The sequence below is a fragment of the Sphingobium sp. CECT 9361 genome (assembly GCF_918741285.1).
Lineage (GTDB): Bacteria > Pseudomonadota > Alphaproteobacteria > Sphingomonadales > Sphingomonadaceae > Sphingobium.
In genome coordinates, this window is sequence record NZ_CAKKNC010000019.1 from 1 (window position 1) to 15,093 (window position 15,093).

The following is a 15,093-nucleotide window of genomic DNA, read 5'->3' on the forward strand; positions in this document are numbered from 1 at the left end:
TGCCCGATAGCCGGAATATGGATGGTATTATCGCAGCGGAGAGCCGCATGCAGTGAAAGCTGCACGTGCGGTTCGGCGGGGGGATCAGGGCTGACTCTCTGAGCAGCACCAATCCTACCCGACTGGAAGAAAGCATGGGACCATGCGAGGATGGCTGCCCCGAGAACATCCTCAACCTGCTGACCTCAACCGACAATGAAAACGCTCTCGACTGGCGCCGGCGGTGCCTCGCCAAGCTGCAGCAACGCACGCGCAAGGTTGAGGATGGCGATCGGGTCAAGCTGGCCGACGCCCTCACATTCACCGATGGCCATGTCGGCGACGAATTCATCGTCCAAAAGCGTGGCCGCCGCATGAGTTTTCGCGATCCGGATACGCTGTGTAGTTACCGGATCAGTCGCTTCATGGAACGGCGCTGGTCGATCGTTCCTGTGACCAAGGTTCACAAGACCATCTTCGCTTGAACCGTCCCTCCTGTAACATGCCTCCTTGAAGAGGATTTACGATGCTTGCTGGTTTGCCTGCCGCTCCGATATCGCCGAAGCGCGATATCCTTTGCAGTCGCGAAAATGCGCTGCGCGTCGCCTCCCGGATCTTCTATGCCCAGACCAGACCGGTCAGCATCATCCGGACCTGCGACCCACTCCAGCCCTTTCGCGTTTCGACTTCGCCCGGACGCGACGAGAATGTCGTCGTGGAGATGGTGTCGTGAAACGGAACATCCTCCTTCTCGGCCTCGCGATGGCCTCCTGCAGTGCCGCGCCCCAGCCACCAGAGCGTGCGACGTTCGAGGCCGAGGCGCGCGCGCTCGACGGTGACACGGTCGCGGTCGATTTCCGCCTGCTCGGGGTCGACGCGTTCGAGCGCAGGCAGCTTTGCGAGCGCGCCAATGCTTGCTGGCAGTGCGGCAAGACCGCGCAGGATTTCGCCGCCAGAGCCCTGCGCGACAAGACCGCCATCATCCAGCTTACGCCCAGCACAAGCTATGGGCGCCCGGTTGCGGTGGTGACGGTTGATGGCGAGGATCTTGGGGAGATGATGATCCGCGCCGGCCTTGCTGTTCCCGAAGGCAAATATCTGCGCCGCGATCCCGAGCGGGCGTCGCGCTACGAAGCCGCTTTCACACAGGCCGAAGCGAAAAGGGCAGGGGCCCTTGCCGGCCGATGGATCGCCCCATCGAAATGGCGCCATGGCGAGCGACTGGCGTGCGAGCGGTGACCTTGTCCGAAGCGCTGGACCGGATTCAGGTTGGTGCGCGTGCCCGTCGCGGCGGTTGGCACAATGGCCTGCTCTACATCTATGTCCCCCGCGCCGGCGGCATTGCCGAGCCGTTCCTGCGCTATCGCCAAGGCAGCGATACGCTGGAACAGCCTTATCCGCCCCGGCGTGCCGACTGGTTCGCTGATGATTGGCTGATCGTCACCGAGGAGGGGGAGCCGGACAGTTCCGCCGATGGAAAGGCGCCCGCCGCTTCCGAGCCGGTCAGACCAGAAGCGTCGGATCCTCCCACCACGACGGACCCTGCGTGAAGTCGCCAGACTGTGCGACCAACGGACCATCCGGCGCGTCTGCCACATAGGGGTTTGTGAGCGGCATCACCCGCGCCTTGAGGCGCTGCATCTCTCCAGCCACGCGGCCGCGCCGCTCGAGCAGATCCTCGAGCCACATCAGATCGTCGAGCATCCCGACCACGCCGCGACCGGCAAGGCAGAAATAGATGCACCGCTGGAAATCATCGGCGCCGTCGTTCGCCAGGATCGCAGTGAGCTTCGCCTTGCCCGCCGGGATGCCCTCATGGACCCAGCTGACGGCTTCGCGCACCTCGCGCACCGAATAATAGGCATCCTCGACATGCATGCCGATAGCCGCGTTCGCGATCATGCGGCGCGTGGGGCGATTGTCAGCATCAAGCGACGCATCGCGCAGGGTGATGTCGAGATCGAAACGATCGTGAAACACGGTCTTCTTCATGGCGCACCTCCTAGCGGACGGAACGTAACGGGAACAATCAGCGCCGTCAAGCCGACGCCCACGGGAAGAGATGAGGGGGAGGGGGCCGGGCAAATCACTTCCGGAGATGAGCGATGTCCTTCGAATCTTCCGCGCAGCCTGTCGCGTCCATCTGGGGCGGCATCGCCACCGCCGATCAAATCCTGCCCGGCGTCTGGCATGTCAGCACAGCATCCCACGGTGGCCTGATCCTGTCGGCGCAACGACAGGAGGCGATGCCCGGCGCATTGCGCCTCGAGGGAATCCACTATGAGGAGGATGTCGACTGGAGCCTGGTCTACCTCGCATTCGAAGCTGAGCTGAAGCTCCTGCGACGGCCCGGAATGGCGGCATCGCTTCAGCTTGCGCATGATATCGCCCGCAACTGGCACCCGCAGCCCTACGGCGACTTCACAGGTATAGCTGTCGCGCCACGCGACAGCTACGTCATGCGCCGCCGCGCAGCTTATCAGGCCGTGATCGGCGAGATCGTCGTCACCGCTGCCTTCGGCACCCACGAGGCCTGGGTCCCAGCGGGCAAGACGGGATTGATCGGGCGCCGCGTCGCAAGCGTCGATCATCTGGGATGGGCCAAATATGACGGTCCCGACGTTCGCGCGCTGGTCGATGCGGCCCGCTACGACAGCGGCAACATCGTCAACAGTTTCGCCGCGATCGGTGCCGAGCTGATCTGATGTCGATCGAGATCATCATCGGCTTGCCGCATCTGTGCGAAGGTCCGCTCCTCTCCCGGGCACGTGCCCTGCAACAGCCGGTGCTCATCTCCGCGAACTGCCTGTCCATATGGTCGACGCGTCGAGGCTGGCGCGAATGGACGGGCTGGAAGCTTCATCATCTCGCCAATGCCCATAGCCTTCACAGCCTCGTGCTCGATTCTGCTGGTTATGCTGCGATGTCAGTCTACGGCGGCTTTCCCTGGACCGTCGATTCCTATGTCGCGCTCGCCGCCGCCTTCCCGTTCCGGTGGTGGGCCAGCCTCGACTATTGTGTCGAGCAGGGCGTCGCCCGCGATCGCGAAGAGGTCATCGACCGGCTGTCCCGCACCATCCGCGCCAACCGCGATTGCCGGCAGCGTGCCGCGGATCTCGGCATAACCGACACCCTGATGCCCGTGATCCAGGGCCGCCTTCCCGAAGACTATGAGCGCTGCATCGACGCGCTCTGGGGCATGATGAAGCCTGGCGCGATCATCGGCGTCGGCTCGATGTGCCGACGGGAAATCGACGGCCCCGAAGGCCTGATCGCCGTCATCGATCATCTCGATCGTGTTTTGCCGAAGGGCGTCCGCCTTCACGCATTCGGGGTCAAAGGCCCGGCGATCCCCTACCTCCTGCCGTTTGCCCACCGCATCGCCTCGCTCGACAGCCAGGCCTACGGCGTCAGTGCGCGCCGCGAGGCCCATCAGCGGCGCATCTCCAAGTCCGACCAGCTCGTGGCGGATCATATGGAGCACTGGCTCCACACCCAGCGCGCCCGCCTGTCTGAATCTGCCCGGCAGCTTCCCGTCCGCGCACCGGCGATGCCCGACCCCAGTCCGAGCGATGCCTGGGAGGCCGCGATCGCGCAGGCGCGCAGCGAGATCCGCGCCCTCATCGAATCCGGTGATCTCGATCACGACGAGCTGACAGCGCCGTGGATCGAGCAATGGGCCGCCGACATCTACCGCGACCGTCGCGCCGCCTGATCGAGGGGAGGGGGAAGGCCGAGGGCAAGCGAAGGGGCAGTTGAGAGCCGCTCCCGCGACCAGAGGAGCCCTCCCATGCTGCAACCACACGCCATCACCGAGCGCGTCTTTCGCCATGGCCATCTCGCGTGCGGGATCGGCGCCGGCGCCAAAGGCTTCAACATGGCCAATCCGCGTGTCGGCAACTTGCGCGGCCGCTTCGAATGTGCCGGCGGCATCGACGTAGATCCCGGCGCGATCACCAACTTCGAACACATGACCGGCGTGAAGGGCACGGTCATGGACCTGTTCAGCCGCGACCAATATCGCGCCTTCCACGGACGCGATCCCGGCCCTGAATGGCGAGAAGCCGTTCCCGACGATATCCGCGAGGTGTTCGGCCGACTCGACGTCGCCTTTGCGAGCTTCCCGTGCAAGGGCTTCAGCAGCCTGCTGTCGCAGTCGATCAGCCTGACCGACAAATATCAGGCGCTCAACGCCCTCACGCTGCGGGGAATCTGGCTGCTCCTCGAGGCCTATCGCGACGATCCGGTCGCGGCGATCATCTTCGAGAATGTTCCGCGCATCGCCACCCGTGGCCGGTGGCTGCTCAACCAGATCGAAGCGCTGCTCCGCTCGTTCGGCTACAGCGTCAACGAGGATACGCACGATTGCGGCGTGATCGGCAATCTGGCCCAAAGCCGCAAGCGTTTCCTCCTGATTGCCCGCTATCCCGAGAAGCTCCCCAACTACATCTACCAACCCCGCGAACACCGCCTCCGCGGTGTTGGCGAAGTCATCGGCAAGCTACCGCTTCCGGGCGATCCTCGCGCCGGTGTGATGCACCGCGTCCCGGCGCTGCAGTGGAAGACCTGGGTCCGCCTCGCCTTCGTCGAGCCCGGCAAGGACTGGCGCTCGCTCAACCGCCTCGCCGTCGAGAACGGCGTGCTGCGCGACTTTGGCATCATTCCGGAGATGGCGCTGCGCGACAACGCTTACGGCGTCTGCCGGTGGGACGATCGCGGTCCGCTGATCACGAGCGCGCGGGCGCCCGGGCAGGGGCGCTTCTCGGTCGCCGATCCGCGGGCAATCTCGAGCCGCGAGGGTTCGGGCTTCCTGGGTGTCAATCGATGGTCCGGCACGGTCGGCGTCATCAGCTCGCGCGGGCTGCCGACCAATGGCAGCTACTCGGTCGCCGACCCTCGCTATGGCGAGCGTGATCGCGACAGCACGCTTGGCGTTGTCCGCTGGGGCGCCGCGTCCGGCGTGATCCAGGGCAAGAGCGGGCCCACCAACGGGGCCTTCTCGGTGGCAGATCCTCGCCCGACCTATGGATTGGCGACGCATCGCTACGTCCTCGGCGTCCTGGGCTGGGAAACAACGAAGGGCGTCGTCACCGGCTCATCCAGGCCGACAAGCGGCGCGCATTGCGTTGCCGACCCGCGCATCGATGGCCATCCCGCCAGCGTCCAATGCGGGGTCAAGACCTGGCTCCAGCCCGCAGGCGTCGTCACCGCGAACATGTGGGTCGGATCGGGGCCCAACTCGGTGGCGGACCCGCGCATCGACGGCCGTCCTCGTTTCAATAACACCTATCGCATCGTCGGATTCAAGGATCCGTCGCCGACGGTCGCGGGACCCGGCGGACCTGCAGGTGGACTGTCGGTAGCGGATCCGCGCGCGCCAGCAGGACGCCACGTGAACGGCAAGTACCGCGTCACCGGCTACGATATGGTCGCCAACGCAGTCATCGGCGCCAGCACCACCGGGATGGGCGCCTTCGTCGTCGCCGATCCGAAATATGCCGGCACCAGCCTTGGCCAGCACCATAACAAGATGCGCGTCGTGCCGGCGTCGGGGCCGTCACCCGTGGTCACGACATCCGATCGCGTCGGATCCGGCGCGCTGTCGGTCGCGGACCCGAGGCCTGTCTGTCTCATGCGACCCGACCGCGACTCATATGTGACGCAGGGCCATTATGGTGTTGCCGACTGGTCGAAGCCGACGGGCGCGGTGCCGGCCTTCGCCAAGAATAACAACGGGCCGTGGTCGGTTGCCGAACCGCGCGACGTGCCGATCGACGACGAGCCGGTCGCGCTTCCCAACCCCGACGACCGACTGGTCGCGCGCATCATCGCCCTCGACGAAACCTGGCACCGACCCTTCACCTCGATGGAGCTGGCCTCGATCCAGGGGCTGTTCGACCCCGAGCAGTCATTCCCGCAGCACATCCTCGATCGCTGCAAATCCTTTGACGAAGTGCTGGCCGCCGGATTCGGATTTCAGCTCGAAGGCGGTTCCGACGCTACGAAACGCGAATGGACCGGGAACGCTGTCCCCCCGCCGTCGGCGCAGGGCATCGCCGAGACCATCGGCGAGGCGCTCCTGCTCGCGGCAGAAGGCGCGACCTTCACTCTATCGGCGAGCGAGATCTGGGTGAAGCCCGGCGCGCTCGCGCTCGTGGTCGACAATCGCCAGGCCGCTTTCGACATAGACTCGTTCGACATGCGCTCGATAATGGGCCAGCTCCAATGACCGGCCGCTCGAACCGGGCCGAGGTTCGCAACCCGATCCTCGGTCTGCCGTCAGTCGCCTACCTCCGCGCGCTCGACCCCGCCGCCCGGCACGCCCTGCAGGCCGTGCTTCTCGATATCCAGCGCGACGCACGCCAACGCGCCGAAAAGAGCTGGCTCAGCCGGAAGCCGCCGGTCGCAGCCTATTGGGCCGCGTGCGGTGTCTATGCCGGCCATATCGCGCGCGCGATCGGACCCGGCCCGGGCCGCCGACGTCGCTGATCACGCCACCATCGAATCTCTCGCCCGCTGCGAGGCCGGGGATATTGCGGCCCCAACCATGGAGACCCCCTCATGTTGATCGAATTGCGAAAGCTCAAAATCATCAAGGAGCTCTCCGAGGAAACGCCGTGCTACACTGCCGAGATCTGGATTGACGGCAGGTTGGCCTTCCACGCCACCAATCGCGGGCACGGCGGCATGGACGACTATCATCAGGTCGGCTCGACCACCGAGGCCGAAGTCAATGCCTGGCTGAAGGCCAACCGCCCCGTGCGCGCCTTTCACGGGACCGAGCTGGAGCCCGATCTCGAAAGTGAAGTCGCCCGCCTGATGGACGAGGCCGAGAACATCAAGGTGCTCTGCCGCCAACAGCGCACCAGGATCATCACCATCGAAGATGGGAAGGTCTACACCTACCCGCTGAAGAACAGGCTCGCTGCAAGCATCATCGCTGCCATCAAAGCCAAGAAGCCGGACGTCGAGATCGTCAACGAAACCGGCGACGAGGGCCTGAAACGTGCGGTCCGAATCCTGCAGGAGCAGTCGGCTTTAGCTGACGGCGGGACGCGCTAGACCAGGTCCTGCTGCAGCGAGGCCGTGGGTGTGGCCTTGGCATCGCTCATGTAGAGCCTCGCTTTGTGGGGTGTGGGAAAGATACGGATCCCTAGCGCCTGCAGCACATAGATGATGTCGAGCGTCAGAACTGGCGCATCGGGAGCGAGGGACGATCCAGAGGAGTGGCTCGGCGATACCGGCCGACGCTCGCCGTCGATCTCGTGCATTAGCACGCGGCCCTCGATACAGAACGCCGACACGTCGCAGAATATTTCTGCCTGAACATCCGCCGGCATGACCAGATCGCCGAATTCGCGGGCCGCAAACGCCCGGTGGCATCCATCGACCATGCTATACATATCCGGCAGGCCGGGCAGGTGAATCCGGGTCAATTTGACACGCTCGCCACGCAGTCCGTCTCGGTGGCAACGCACTGCGTCCACCATGCCATCAAACCGCCAAGGCTGCGCCAGAACATATTTTGTCTCAACATCCACCTGTTCCGGCAGCTGCAATTCGACCCGTTTGACGGCGATCGCGTTCACGGCCGCGACGAACAGATCGACCTGGATGGGTCCGATGACCGACATCACAGCGGTCGAGCTGGGGCCAGCCTTCCGCTCATTCTCAAGGCCGACCATCGGGGTCCCGGGCAGGCGGAGATCCGTTACGCCGGCCCGCAGGCATTCCATAATGTCGATGCCCAAGGCGATCTCCTCCATTTTGGATGGAATCTAGCGTAACCGCGTTAACCATTGCTGACCACTGCCTGCCGAGGGTCTGACGTCACCGCGTCCCAAGCCTGGCACCTGTGATCGAACAGAAAGGGGAGGGGGAGCGAGCCGGTCGAGCGAAGAAGCGCTCGAGACCGGAGGTTTCGCCCATGCCGTACGACATCACGATGCGCCATCAACAGGCGCTCGAACCCAGCGCCTTGACCACGATCGGCGCCACGCTTCACGCCATCCAGGCAGCCATCACCGACTGTCGCAATGCCGGCAAGGACTTCGAAAGCGACCCCGCAGTGGTGTTGCTGGCGCGCCGGCTTGCCACCGTATGCGAGGCGAAGCCGGCCGATCTGGCGTTGCGACGCGCATGCCTCGACGCGATCGCCGAGATCCGCCGGCACCCTGCGCTCAAGACGCTCGCCTATCGCGGCGTGGCCTATGACGAACCGGCCAAGCGCGTGTTTCATTCCGAAGGCCGCGCTGCGATGCGCCGCCTGGCCGAGGCCCTGAGCCTTGCGGAGGGGACCTACGACGTCCGCTCCGACAAGGGCGGCCCGGCGGTCTCGGGCGACATCACGCTCCACGGTGAGGAGGTCTGGGTCCGCCTTTCGCTCGGACCCCTCGGCCCCGACCACGAGATCGCATACCGCAAGGTGAAGGGGCGCGGCGACCATATCGGCGACCGCAACCGCTGGGCCTCCGTCCGCGACCTTCTCGCACCCGACCGCTTCGCAGCGCGTCTGCAACGCGAACTCGGCCTCACCATTCCCGCGGCCGAGCCGTCGCGCCTATTCGCATGATCGGAGACCGCCATGCAGATCATAGCAACGCGAACCCGTGCGGCGGGGCACCATCCAGACTTTGCGTATCGTCTGTATATCCCGTTCGACCAGCTATCCCCCGAACGTCAGTCGCTCATATCCTACCGAACGAACTTCGGTCACGGCCGTGCCGGCGAGTGCCTCGCCCGTCTGAGCGAAGTCATTGCGCCGCTGTCGCACCTCGAACTGCGACCAGGCCCCGCCCGCTATAATGGGGGCCGCGCGATTGATCTGGTCGCGCAGCGCATCGAAGCCATCATCGTTCGCAGACTCTATCCGGAGATCACAGCTGTTATCCTGCCGGTCCTGCTCCGGGTCCCGGCAAATCCCAACGACGCAGCAATCTACACCAGCGTCAGCGAACTCACCGGCCGCTATCAGGCGCTTGCGGCTCAAATCGACGAGCTGACCGCGGACGCGCTTGGCGTCGATCGGCGCGGGAAGCAGGCGGCATGACGGCTCCGGATCTCCGCCAGCCTCTCGGGATTTGGGCGCTGCCCGAGATCGCGATCACACCCGACATTATCGAGGCGCTGAAAGCAGGCGCCTGGGTCGTATTCAACCTGTCCGGCGGCAAGGATTCGACGGCGGCGATGGCGGCCGTCAATCTGTACCTCGACCTCATCGGCCATCCACGCCAGCGCCGCATGGCCATCCATGCCGATCTCGGACGTGCCGAATGGGATTCGACACCAGCGACAGTCGAGGCGATCGCCGCCGCCGGCGGCGTTCCGTTGACCGTCGTGCGCCGCGCGGCCGGAGACCTTGTCGATCGCTGGATCCAGCGGTTCGAAAGCGGCAAGCGGCGCTACGAAGCCCTGGAGACCTACAACCTCATCGGGCCATGGTCCTCCGCTTCGCTCAAATTCTGTCAGAGCGAGATGAAGATCGCGACGATCGGCCCGGCCATCGCGCGCGCATTGCGCGGCGAGCACGTGATCTCGGTTGTTGGCATTCGCCGGGACGAAAGCCACAACCGCGCCCAAACCGCGGTCGCCAAGGCCGACACGCGTTTTGCCCCGCCAGGCAATCGCTATGGTACGGCCATGTCGCTCTGGCATCCGATCGTCGATTGGACCACGGCCGACGTCTTCCGCGCCCATGACATACTCGGCCTCTTGCTTCACGAAGCCTATTCGGTCTGGCGGGCCACCCGGCTGTCATGCCGCTACTGCATCTTCGCATCGCTGCACGATTTGCAGGCATCGGCCGCGGCCCCGCCCAATAGCGCCGTCTACCGCGAACTGGTCGGGATCGAAGCGCGTTCGACCTTTCCCTTCCAGCCTTCGCGCTGGCTCTCCGACGTCGCGCCGCACCTGCTTTCACGCGCTCTGCGCGCGGATATCGTCCGCGCCAAGGCCGACCAGGCCGAACGCCGGCGCATCGAGGCGGCGATGCCCTCCGGGCTACGCTATGTGAAAGGTTGGCCACCGCGCCTGCCGACCGCAGCCGAAGCGTCGGCCATCCTCGCTGCCCGCCGTCCGATTCTGCGCAGGCACGGGCTCGCCGAACGCTACCCGACCGAAAGCTCCATTATGGTGCGATTCGAGGAATTGATGGCAATCGGCGCCAGAAGGCGCCGAAAATGAGCCGGATTCGCGCCGCAGTGGGGGGTCTGACGATCACCGCCGATGTCGATCGGCAGGCGCCGCTTGGATGGCGCTTCTGGACGCTGGCCGGTTTTCCGGGCGATCCGGTTCAGCCCCGGCCCTATGGCGCAAGCCGCTGCATCGCTCTCGCCATGGTCGAGATCGATGGGTGCCAGCGCTGGCTATGCGCGATGGAGCTCGACGGCACATTCCAGCTCTTCACCGGCCACGAACTCTTCCCCTGCGCCGACCAGGCCGGCGCCGCGCGCTTCGCCAGGGCCGTGATCGACAGTCACGCGGTTCAGCTCCGTCTTCTATAGATTTCGAGGATCCCCGACATGGAAACGACCCGCAGCCAGCGATGGCGCGAGCGTCGCGCCTTATGGGCGCACGATCTCATAGTCATCGATCCCAAGGCCTATAGCGTCGAAGTGATCGACCATCACGTTGCGCGGGCCTTCATTGCCCGCCACCATTATCTGCCGAGCTATCCCGCCGCTCAGGTCGCCGTCGGCCTGTTCGGACGCGGCGCCACCCTCGAGGGCGTCGCCGTCTTCGCTGTCCCCGCGACCGACGCCGTCATCACACGCCATACCGGCTTCGATGAAGCGGCGCGCGGCTGCGTCCTCGCACGCCTCATTCTGACCGACAGCGTTCCGCAAAATGGCGAGAGCTTTTTCGTCAGCCGGGCCTTTCGTCACCTGCGCCGCGAGCGCCCGGGCATCGAGGCCGTAGTTTCGTACAGTGATCCCCAGGCCGGTCATATCGGCCGGATCTATGGCGCGCTCAGCGGCGCGCACCGCGGCGTCACGAGGCCGCGAACCGTGCTGCGCGCCGGCGGCGTCACGGTCTCCGGACGCACCTTGTCAAAGATCCGCCTGGGCGAGCGCGGCCACGAAGGCGCGGTCGACCAGCTCGTCCGGCTCGGCATGCCGCGTCCCGGCAACGCCGAGGATCCAGCGGCATGGCTCTGGCGGCTGCAGCGCGAGCGTCATCTGGTCCGCCATCGCCAGGCCGGGCTCTACACATATTGCTTCGAGCTCACCCGCCAGGCTCGCCGCCGCGGGCGCAGTTTGCCCCGCCTACCTTATCCGAAGGAGCTCCCGGCCGATCACCCAAGCCTTCCCCTTCATTTCTGAACCGAGGATATTTCCCATGGCTGACATCACCACGCTTCCCATCATGACCAGCGAAGACGCCGAGAAGATCGGCTTCGCCCGCTTCAACCGCGTGCCGACGCTGCCCATCGACATTCCCGATGGCGGCTTCACGATCAGCGCCAAGACATCCGAGGGCAGGCGCATCACCTTCTATTTCGGTCCTCACCGCACGGGCGGTCCGGCCCGCTTCGTCGACGTCCAGTTCCACGATGCGGGCTGGACCGTGCCCAACGCCGACAACGGTCGATCTCCCGTCTTCGACGTCCTCACGATCGGCCACAAGGACCGCCGCGACTATGACAGCCGCAAGAGCGCGATGCTCGAAAAGCCCAGCATCCTCGTTGTGCTGATGGGGCAGCCGGGCGACGAAACATAAGCCCGAGGCCGGGAATGCCATTGTTTGCCGCCTTGCCCGACCGGCGGCGTCTTACGGCGAGGTGAGAGAGGAGGGGGAAGTCCGGGGTTGAGCGATGGAAGCGCTCAAGTTCCGGAGTGGCCGATGACCAGCCTCATTCCCCACGGCATGCCGCTCCCGACCACCGCGGAGCGGGTGAACGACCTCTGTTTCCCCCACCGCCCGGATTATATCCGCGTTGCCGAGCCACCTCCGGTCGTTCTCGCTTATGGTATCGGCGTCGACAGTACCGCCCTGTTGATCGAACTTGCCGCACGCGGCGAGGCCCCGGACCTTGTCCTGAGCGCCGATACCGGCTCCGAGAAGCCCGAGACCTACGAATATCAGACGATGATCGCCGCTTGGATGCGCGCGCGGGGAATCCGCTATGAGGTCGTCCGTTATATACCACAGCGCTTCAAGCACTGGCCGCCCTATTACTCGTTGCTGTCGAGCATTCTCACGAACGCGACCTTGCCCAGCATCAGCCTGGGACGCGATAGTTGCAGCCTCAAATGGAAGGTGGCCCCGCAGGATGCGTTCCTGAAAGCTTGGGAACCCGCGCAACAAGCCTGGGCGCGCGGCCAGAAGGTCGTTCGGCTGATCGGATATGATGCCTCGCCGGCCGACACACGCCGCTACGCCCACGCATCGACAATCGCGAACGCGCTCTTCGATTGCCGCTACCCGCTGCGGGATTGGGGCTGGACCCGCGACCAATGCGTCGGGCGGATCGAGGCCGAAGGTCTCCCCGTCCCGCCGAAATCCAGCTGCTTCTGCGGCGCTATGCGCCCCGACGAAGTGCGAGCCCTCCCGACATGGTGCCTGCGCATCATCGTTCTGATCGAAGCCCGCGCAGCGCCGCGTCTGCGGACGGTCGAAGGACTCTGGCGCCGATCGACGCGAACCCGGCCAGGCCGCATCACGGATTTCATCCGCGCCGAACAGCTCCTCGCCGCCGACGAGATCGATGCGATCATTCGCGACGCGCCGGCCGAACTGGTCCGCTTTCAGGACGCTGCCGCGCTTGTCCCGATCAGCGAGCGACCCGCGATGTCGGAATGGCTCGATCACTTCAACGCTGGCTTGATGGAGGCGGCATGACCACCATGACTTACGACATAGTCAAGATCGCAGCGCTCAATGATCGCTGCCGACAAGGCCTCGACCGCAACGCCCGCATTGTCGTCACCCGGACCTGCCTCGGTCGGCTCGCGCGCGGCGAGGGCCGAACTCTGGAGATAATCGCCCAGGCCAAGCTGATGGCCGCGGTGCGCAGCTACCAGTTCCGCACAGAGGATGGCCCGGAGCGCGACCGCGGCGAGTTCACCGTCGGCGCCGAGATCGTGCGCTTCAAGATCGATTATTATGATGTGGCGCTGGAATATGGGTCCGAGGACCCGGCGAACGCCGCGATCACGACCCGAGTCATGACGATCATGTTGCCCGAGGACGACTGACCGCATCCGAAAACCCGTCTCTCGCGCGCTCCCACGGCCCCTTTGGGCGTCACCTCACTCTTAGCTCCGGAGGAAATCATGGCCGATCGCGTTTCTGCGTCCATCGTTCTGGGCGGCACGATGTCCGCCGCTGACTATGCCGAGCTCACAGAGCTCATCGCCCTCGAGGGCCTGTCGATCGAATGGGACGGCGAGCCTTTCGAGCCAGAGCATCGCAACGTCGGGGAGCCGCTCAGCCTGTGCGCGCATGAAGTCGCCTTTGGCCGCTTCGAGGCGCTCGAGGCGTGGTGCCGCGAGAAGCGCATCGTCTATTCCCGGTGGTCCGGCTCCTACGCCGGCCAATGGGGCGGCGAGCGCGTCGTCTTCAGCGGTGACGGAGAACCGGCCTGGTTCGCCGCCGATGAGGACGATTGCGTGATGATCGGCCGAGAAACCGCCGAGAAGCTCGGCTTGATGGAAGCCATCCGCGCCCATTTCGACGCTGCAGACGCAAAGGTGCCGCCGCTCGTTGTCGAGGGCCCACTCCCCGAACAGCCCGCCACATAGCGCGGATCCACGCCCTGCAGCCACCGCCGATCTTCCACGCAGGAGACCATCATGCGCCACATAACACCGGCAACCCACGAACATGGCCAGGCCATCGCAATTGCGGTTGAGCGATTACGCGAAGCACGTACACTCCTTCGACAGGCCGGGGCGAGGAACGCCGCGGCTGCGGCGGGCAAGGCGATCAGCAGCGCCGAAGGCGCGGCGCGGCACGTCGCGCACCGGATCCGGAGGACCTCGGCATGAGCCGCCATGAACTGAAGCCCAGGCCGGATCAGCCGGCGGTCATCAGAGCCGTGATCGGGTGGGATCGGCCGCTGCAGACCTTCTTCGCGCAGGTGTTCACCCCCAGCGAGGCCGAGCCCGAGGAGGGCGAGGCGACGATCTGGCTCGGTACCGAGCCGGGCGAGCTGGCAACGCCCGAGGCCGCGATCGCTATCGTCGCGCCCTATGCGATCATCCCCGACGACCTGTCCGATCGGCTCCAGGCCGAGATGCAGGCGACGGTCGGGATTAAGGACGGAAAGCATCAGCAGGCCGCCAAGCGGCGAATATTCGGCTCGATCCACTAAATCAACGCAAGCGTCGGCCAGGAACGATCCCGTCGCCGCCGAAGTGGCGGCCGCCGGAGCGGCGCTGACGCGCCTTGCTCGGCCGAACGGCCGAGGAGCTGAGTGGGAACGAGGAAGGTGTCTCGGACAAGGGGTTCGAGCGCATCATCCAGGAGAATTCCCATGAACATCGGCACCATTTCGCAGAACGCCAGCGGCACCTACGCCGGCAAGATTTCGACCCTCACGGTCGCGATGATCATCGCGCTGCGCACCGTCCAGTCGGCCAATCCGCGCGCGCCCAAGTTCGAAATCCTCGCGCTGTCCGCCGCCCGCCAGTGGGTGCAGGTCGGCGCGCTGTTCGAACTTGCGTCCAACGCGACCGGCGAGACGTTCCTCAACGGCAAGATCGAGGATCCGAGCCTCGACAAGCCGCTCTACATCTCCGCCTTCCGCCAGGACGACGGCTCGTACAACATCGTCTGGTCGCGCCCGACCCGGCGCCGCGACGCACCCACCGACGCGGTCGCGGCCGATGACGGCCTGCCGCCGCTCCCCGGCAGCGAGGAGGTCCCCGCCAATACCGGCGCCGGCACCGATGGCCTCGGTGAATCTTCGGCCAACGACGCTTTCACAGGCGGCGACCAGCCCGCCTCCGGGCGTCGCCAACGTCGCCAGCGCACGCCTGAACCGGTCGAATGATCGCGCCTCTCCGCTCCACCCTCCCGCGCGTCTAGTCCCACGGGGCGCGGCCACCTGCAGGGCTCGCTTCGCTCTCCCGGCGAGGCGGACCCTGCCTTTTCTTCACTGCCCCCTGACCG

Annotated in this window: 23 protein-coding genes; 21 read left to right on the forward strand and 2 right to left on the reverse strand. The window is 65.4% G+C overall.

The window, feature by feature from the left end; all coding sequences use genetic code 11:
* Positions 1 to 134: 134 nt before the first annotated feature.
* The 4 genes from LQ220_RS19735 to LQ220_RS19750 are packed head-to-tail and all read left to right on the forward strand — an operon-like array spanning position 135 to position 1,529.
* A complete protein-coding gene (locus LQ220_RS19735; protein ID WP_354958255.1) occupies positions 135 to 464 on the forward strand; it encodes a hypothetical protein in 330 nt (109 codons plus the stop codon).
* A 41-nt stretch (positions 465 to 505) separates the two neighbouring features.
* Positions 506 to 712: a hypothetical protein gene (locus tag LQ220_RS19740; protein ID WP_230189857.1), complete on the forward strand. Its 207-nt coding sequence runs from the start codon at positions 506 to 508 to the stop codon at positions 710 to 712.
* Between the two features lie 29 nt (positions 713 to 741).
* On the forward strand, positions 742 to 1,218 hold the full coding sequence (locus LQ220_RS19745; protein WP_230189923.1) for a thermonuclease family protein: 477 nt from the start codon (positions 742 to 744) through the stop codon (positions 1,216 to 1,218).
* On the forward strand, positions 1,215 to 1,529 hold the full coding sequence (locus LQ220_RS19750; protein ID WP_069067195.1) for a hypothetical protein: 315 nt from the start codon (positions 1,215 to 1,217) through the stop codon (positions 1,527 to 1,529). The genes LQ220_RS19745 and LQ220_RS19750 overlap by 4 nt, the downstream gene beginning before the upstream one ends.
* Here LQ220_RS19750 and LQ220_RS19755 read toward each other — a convergent pair.
* The gene (locus tag LQ220_RS19755) at positions 1,483 to 1,971 is read right to left on the reverse strand and encodes a hypothetical protein (protein ID WP_069067196.1); all 489 of its coding nucleotides are present in this window, start codon (positions 1,969 to 1,971) and stop codon (positions 1,483 to 1,485) included. The genes LQ220_RS19750 and LQ220_RS19755 overlap by 47 nt on opposite strands.
* Before the next feature lie 113 nt (positions 1,972 to 2,084).
* On the opposite strand from LQ220_RS19755, the gene LQ220_RS19760 reads away from it, so the two are divergent.
* The 5 genes from LQ220_RS19760 to LQ220_RS19780 all read left to right on the forward strand — a co-directional run bounded on the left by LQ220_RS19760 (position 2,085) and on the right by LQ220_RS19780 (position 7,041).
* Entirely contained in the window at positions 2,085 to 2,684 is a 600-nt protein-coding gene (locus tag LQ220_RS19760; protein ID WP_230189858.1) for a hypothetical protein, read from the forward strand.
* Positions 2,684 to 3,694 (forward strand): hypothetical protein, encoded by a 1,011-nt coding sequence (locus tag LQ220_RS19765; protein WP_046194745.1) that lies wholly within the window; start codon positions 2,684 to 2,686, stop codon positions 3,692 to 3,694. The genes LQ220_RS19760 and LQ220_RS19765 overlap by 1 nt, the downstream gene beginning before the upstream one ends.
* A 75-nt stretch (positions 3,695 to 3,769) precedes the next feature.
* Positions 3,770 to 6,208 carry a DNA cytosine methyltransferase gene (locus tag LQ220_RS19770; protein ID WP_230189859.1) on the forward strand — a complete coding sequence of 813 codons (2,439 nt, stop codon included), beginning with the start codon at positions 3,770 to 3,772 and terminating at the stop codon, positions 6,206 to 6,208.
* Positions 6,205 to 6,468, forward strand: a complete 264-nt coding sequence (locus tag LQ220_RS19775; RefSeq protein ID WP_046194743.1) for a hypothetical protein — start codon at positions 6,205 to 6,207, stop codon at positions 6,466 to 6,468. Before LQ220_RS19770 ends, LQ220_RS19775 begins: the two co-directional genes overlap by 4 nt.
* Before the next feature lie 72 nt (positions 6,469 to 6,540).
* Complete coding sequence (locus tag LQ220_RS19780) at positions 6,541 to 7,041, forward strand: hypothetical protein (protein WP_230189860.1); 501 nt, start codon at positions 6,541 to 6,543, stop codon at positions 7,039 to 7,041.
* On the opposite strand, the gene LQ220_RS19785 is transcribed toward LQ220_RS19780, so the two are convergent.
* Positions 7,038 to 7,745, reverse strand: coding sequence for a hypothetical protein (locus LQ220_RS19785; protein WP_052730436.1), 708 nt, complete (start codon positions 7,743 to 7,745; stop codon positions 7,038 to 7,040). The two genes, LQ220_RS19780 and LQ220_RS19785, sit on opposite strands and share 4 nt — an antisense overlap.
* Before the next feature lie 161 nt (positions 7,746 to 7,906).
* Here LQ220_RS19785 and LQ220_RS19790 point away from each other — a divergent pair, with 161 nt between their 5' ends.
* The 12 genes from LQ220_RS19790 to LQ220_RS19845 all read left to right on the forward strand — a co-directional run bounded on the left by LQ220_RS19790 (position 7,907) and on the right by LQ220_RS19845 (position 14,974).
* Positions 7,907 to 8,551: a hypothetical protein gene (locus LQ220_RS19790; protein WP_230189861.1), complete on the forward strand. Its 645-nt coding sequence runs from the start codon at positions 7,907 to 7,909 to the stop codon at positions 8,549 to 8,551.
* Positions 8,552 to 8,563: 12 nt separating this feature from the next.
* Entirely contained in the window at positions 8,564 to 9,028 is a 465-nt protein-coding gene (locus LQ220_RS19795) for a hypothetical protein (protein WP_046194740.1), read from the forward strand.
* Positions 9,025 to 10,161 carry a phosphoadenosine phosphosulfate reductase family protein gene (locus tag LQ220_RS19800; RefSeq protein ID WP_230189862.1) on the forward strand — a complete coding sequence of 379 codons (1,137 nt, stop codon included), beginning with the start codon at positions 9,025 to 9,027 and terminating at the stop codon, positions 10,159 to 10,161. The genes LQ220_RS19795 and LQ220_RS19800 overlap by 4 nt, the downstream gene beginning before the upstream one ends.
* Positions 10,158 to 10,481 carry a transposase gene (locus LQ220_RS19805; RefSeq protein WP_230189863.1) on the forward strand — a complete coding sequence of 108 codons (324 nt, stop codon included), beginning with the start codon at positions 10,158 to 10,160 and terminating at the stop codon, positions 10,479 to 10,481. The genes LQ220_RS19800 and LQ220_RS19805 overlap by 4 nt, the downstream gene beginning before the upstream one ends.
* 18 nt (positions 10,482 to 10,499) lie before the next feature.
* Positions 10,500 to 11,300, forward strand: a complete 801-nt coding sequence (locus LQ220_RS19810) for a hypothetical protein (RefSeq protein ID WP_230189864.1) — start codon at positions 10,500 to 10,502, stop codon at positions 11,298 to 11,300.
* Between the two features lie 16 nt (positions 11,301 to 11,316).
* On the forward strand, positions 11,317 to 11,697 hold the full coding sequence (locus LQ220_RS19815; RefSeq protein ID WP_230189865.1) for a hypothetical protein: 381 nt from the start codon (positions 11,317 to 11,319) through the stop codon (positions 11,695 to 11,697).
* 147 nt (positions 11,698 to 11,844) lie between these two features.
* The gene (locus LQ220_RS19820) at positions 11,845 to 12,819 is read left to right on the forward strand and encodes a hypothetical protein (protein ID WP_230189924.1); all 975 of its coding nucleotides are present in this window, start codon (positions 11,845 to 11,847) and stop codon (positions 12,817 to 12,819) included.
* A 5-nt stretch (positions 12,820 to 12,824) separates the two neighbouring features.
* A complete protein-coding gene (locus LQ220_RS19825; RefSeq protein ID WP_230189925.1) occupies positions 12,825 to 13,175 on the forward strand; it encodes a DUF3768 domain-containing protein in 351 nt (116 codons plus the stop codon).
* Positions 13,176 to 13,253: 78 nt separating this feature from the next.
* On the forward strand, positions 13,254 to 13,721 hold the full coding sequence (locus LQ220_RS19830) for a hypothetical protein (protein ID WP_230189866.1): 468 nt from the start codon (positions 13,254 to 13,256) through the stop codon (positions 13,719 to 13,721).
* A gap of 51 nt (positions 13,722 to 13,772) precedes the next feature.
* Positions 13,773 to 13,967, forward strand: coding sequence for a hypothetical protein (locus LQ220_RS19835; protein ID WP_230189867.1), 195 nt, complete (start codon positions 13,773 to 13,775; stop codon positions 13,965 to 13,967).
* The gene (locus LQ220_RS19840) at positions 13,964 to 14,293 is read left to right on the forward strand and encodes a hypothetical protein (RefSeq protein WP_230189868.1); all 330 of its coding nucleotides are present in this window, start codon (positions 13,964 to 13,966) and stop codon (positions 14,291 to 14,293) included. The genes LQ220_RS19835 and LQ220_RS19840 overlap by 4 nt, the downstream gene beginning before the upstream one ends.
* 162 nt (positions 14,294 to 14,455) lie before the next feature.
* A complete protein-coding gene (locus tag LQ220_RS19845) occupies positions 14,456 to 14,974 on the forward strand; it encodes a DUF736 domain-containing protein (RefSeq protein WP_230189869.1) in 519 nt (172 codons plus the stop codon).
* The last annotated feature ends 119 nt before the right edge of the window (positions 14,975 to 15,093 follow it).

Excerpts from the sequence above, each read along its gene's own strand:
- LQ220_RS19770 (WP_230189859.1), top strand. The coding sequence starts at position 3,770 with ATGCTGCAACCACACGCCATCACCGAGCGCGTCTTTCGCCATGGCCAT.
- LQ220_RS19825 (WP_230189925.1), top strand. The coding sequence starts at position 12,825 with ATGACTTACGACATAGTCAAGATCGCAGCGCTCAATGATCGCTGCCGA.
- LQ220_RS19765 (WP_046194745.1), top strand. The coding sequence starts at position 2,684 with ATGTCGATCGAGATCATCATCGGCTTGCCGCATCTGTGCGAAGGTCCG.
- LQ220_RS19735 (WP_354958255.1), top strand. The coding sequence starts at position 135 with ATGGGACCATGCGAGGATGGCTGCCCCGAGAACATCCTCAACCTGCTG.
- LQ220_RS19745 (WP_230189923.1), top strand. The coding sequence starts at position 742 with ATGGCCTCCTGCAGTGCCGCGCCCCAGCCACCAGAGCGTGCGACGTTC.
- LQ220_RS19810 (WP_230189864.1), top strand. The coding sequence starts at position 10,500 with ATGGAAACGACCCGCAGCCAGCGATGGCGCGAGCGTCGCGCCTTATGG.
- LQ220_RS19760 (WP_230189858.1), top strand. The coding sequence starts at position 2,085 with ATGTCCTTCGAATCTTCCGCGCAGCCTGTCGCGTCCATCTGGGGCGGC.
- LQ220_RS19740 (WP_230189857.1), top strand. The coding sequence starts at position 506 with ATGCTTGCTGGTTTGCCTGCCGCTCCGATATCGCCGAAGCGCGATATC.
- LQ220_RS19780 (WP_230189860.1), top strand. The coding sequence starts at position 6,541 with ATGTTGATCGAATTGCGAAAGCTCAAAATCATCAAGGAGCTCTCCGAG.
- LQ220_RS19840 (WP_230189868.1), top strand. The coding sequence starts at position 13,964 with ATGAGCCGCCATGAACTGAAGCCCAGGCCGGATCAGCCGGCGGTCATC.
- LQ220_RS19805 (WP_230189863.1), top strand. The coding sequence starts at position 10,158 with ATGAGCCGGATTCGCGCCGCAGTGGGGGGTCTGACGATCACCGCCGAT.
- LQ220_RS19830 (WP_230189866.1), top strand. The coding sequence starts at position 13,254 with ATGGCCGATCGCGTTTCTGCGTCCATCGTTCTGGGCGGCACGATGTCC.
- LQ220_RS19795 (WP_046194740.1), top strand. The coding sequence starts at position 8,564 with ATGCAGATCATAGCAACGCGAACCCGTGCGGCGGGGCACCATCCAGAC.
- LQ220_RS19755 (WP_069067196.1), bottom strand. The coding sequence starts at position 1,971 with ATGAAGAAGACCGTGTTTCACGATCGTTTCGATCTCGACATCACCCTG.
- LQ220_RS19835 (WP_230189867.1), top strand. The coding sequence starts at position 13,773 with ATGCGCCACATAACACCGGCAACCCACGAACATGGCCAGGCCATCGCA.
- LQ220_RS19845 (WP_230189869.1), top strand. The coding sequence starts at position 14,456 with ATGAACATCGGCACCATTTCGCAGAACGCCAGCGGCACCTACGCCGGC.
- LQ220_RS19800 (WP_230189862.1), top strand. The coding sequence starts at position 9,025 with ATGACGGCTCCGGATCTCCGCCAGCCTCTCGGGATTTGGGCGCTGCCC.
- LQ220_RS19815 (WP_230189865.1), top strand. The coding sequence starts at position 11,317 with ATGGCTGACATCACCACGCTTCCCATCATGACCAGCGAAGACGCCGAG.
- LQ220_RS19790 (WP_230189861.1), top strand. The coding sequence starts at position 7,907 with ATGCCGTACGACATCACGATGCGCCATCAACAGGCGCTCGAACCCAGC.
- LQ220_RS19820 (WP_230189924.1), top strand. The coding sequence starts at position 11,845 with ATGCCGCTCCCGACCACCGCGGAGCGGGTGAACGACCTCTGTTTCCCC.
- LQ220_RS19785 (WP_052730436.1), bottom strand. The coding sequence starts at position 7,745 with ATGGAGGAGATCGCCTTGGGCATCGACATTATGGAATGCCTGCGGGCC.
- LQ220_RS19775 (WP_046194743.1), top strand. The coding sequence starts at position 6,205 with ATGACCGGCCGCTCGAACCGGGCCGAGGTTCGCAACCCGATCCTCGGT.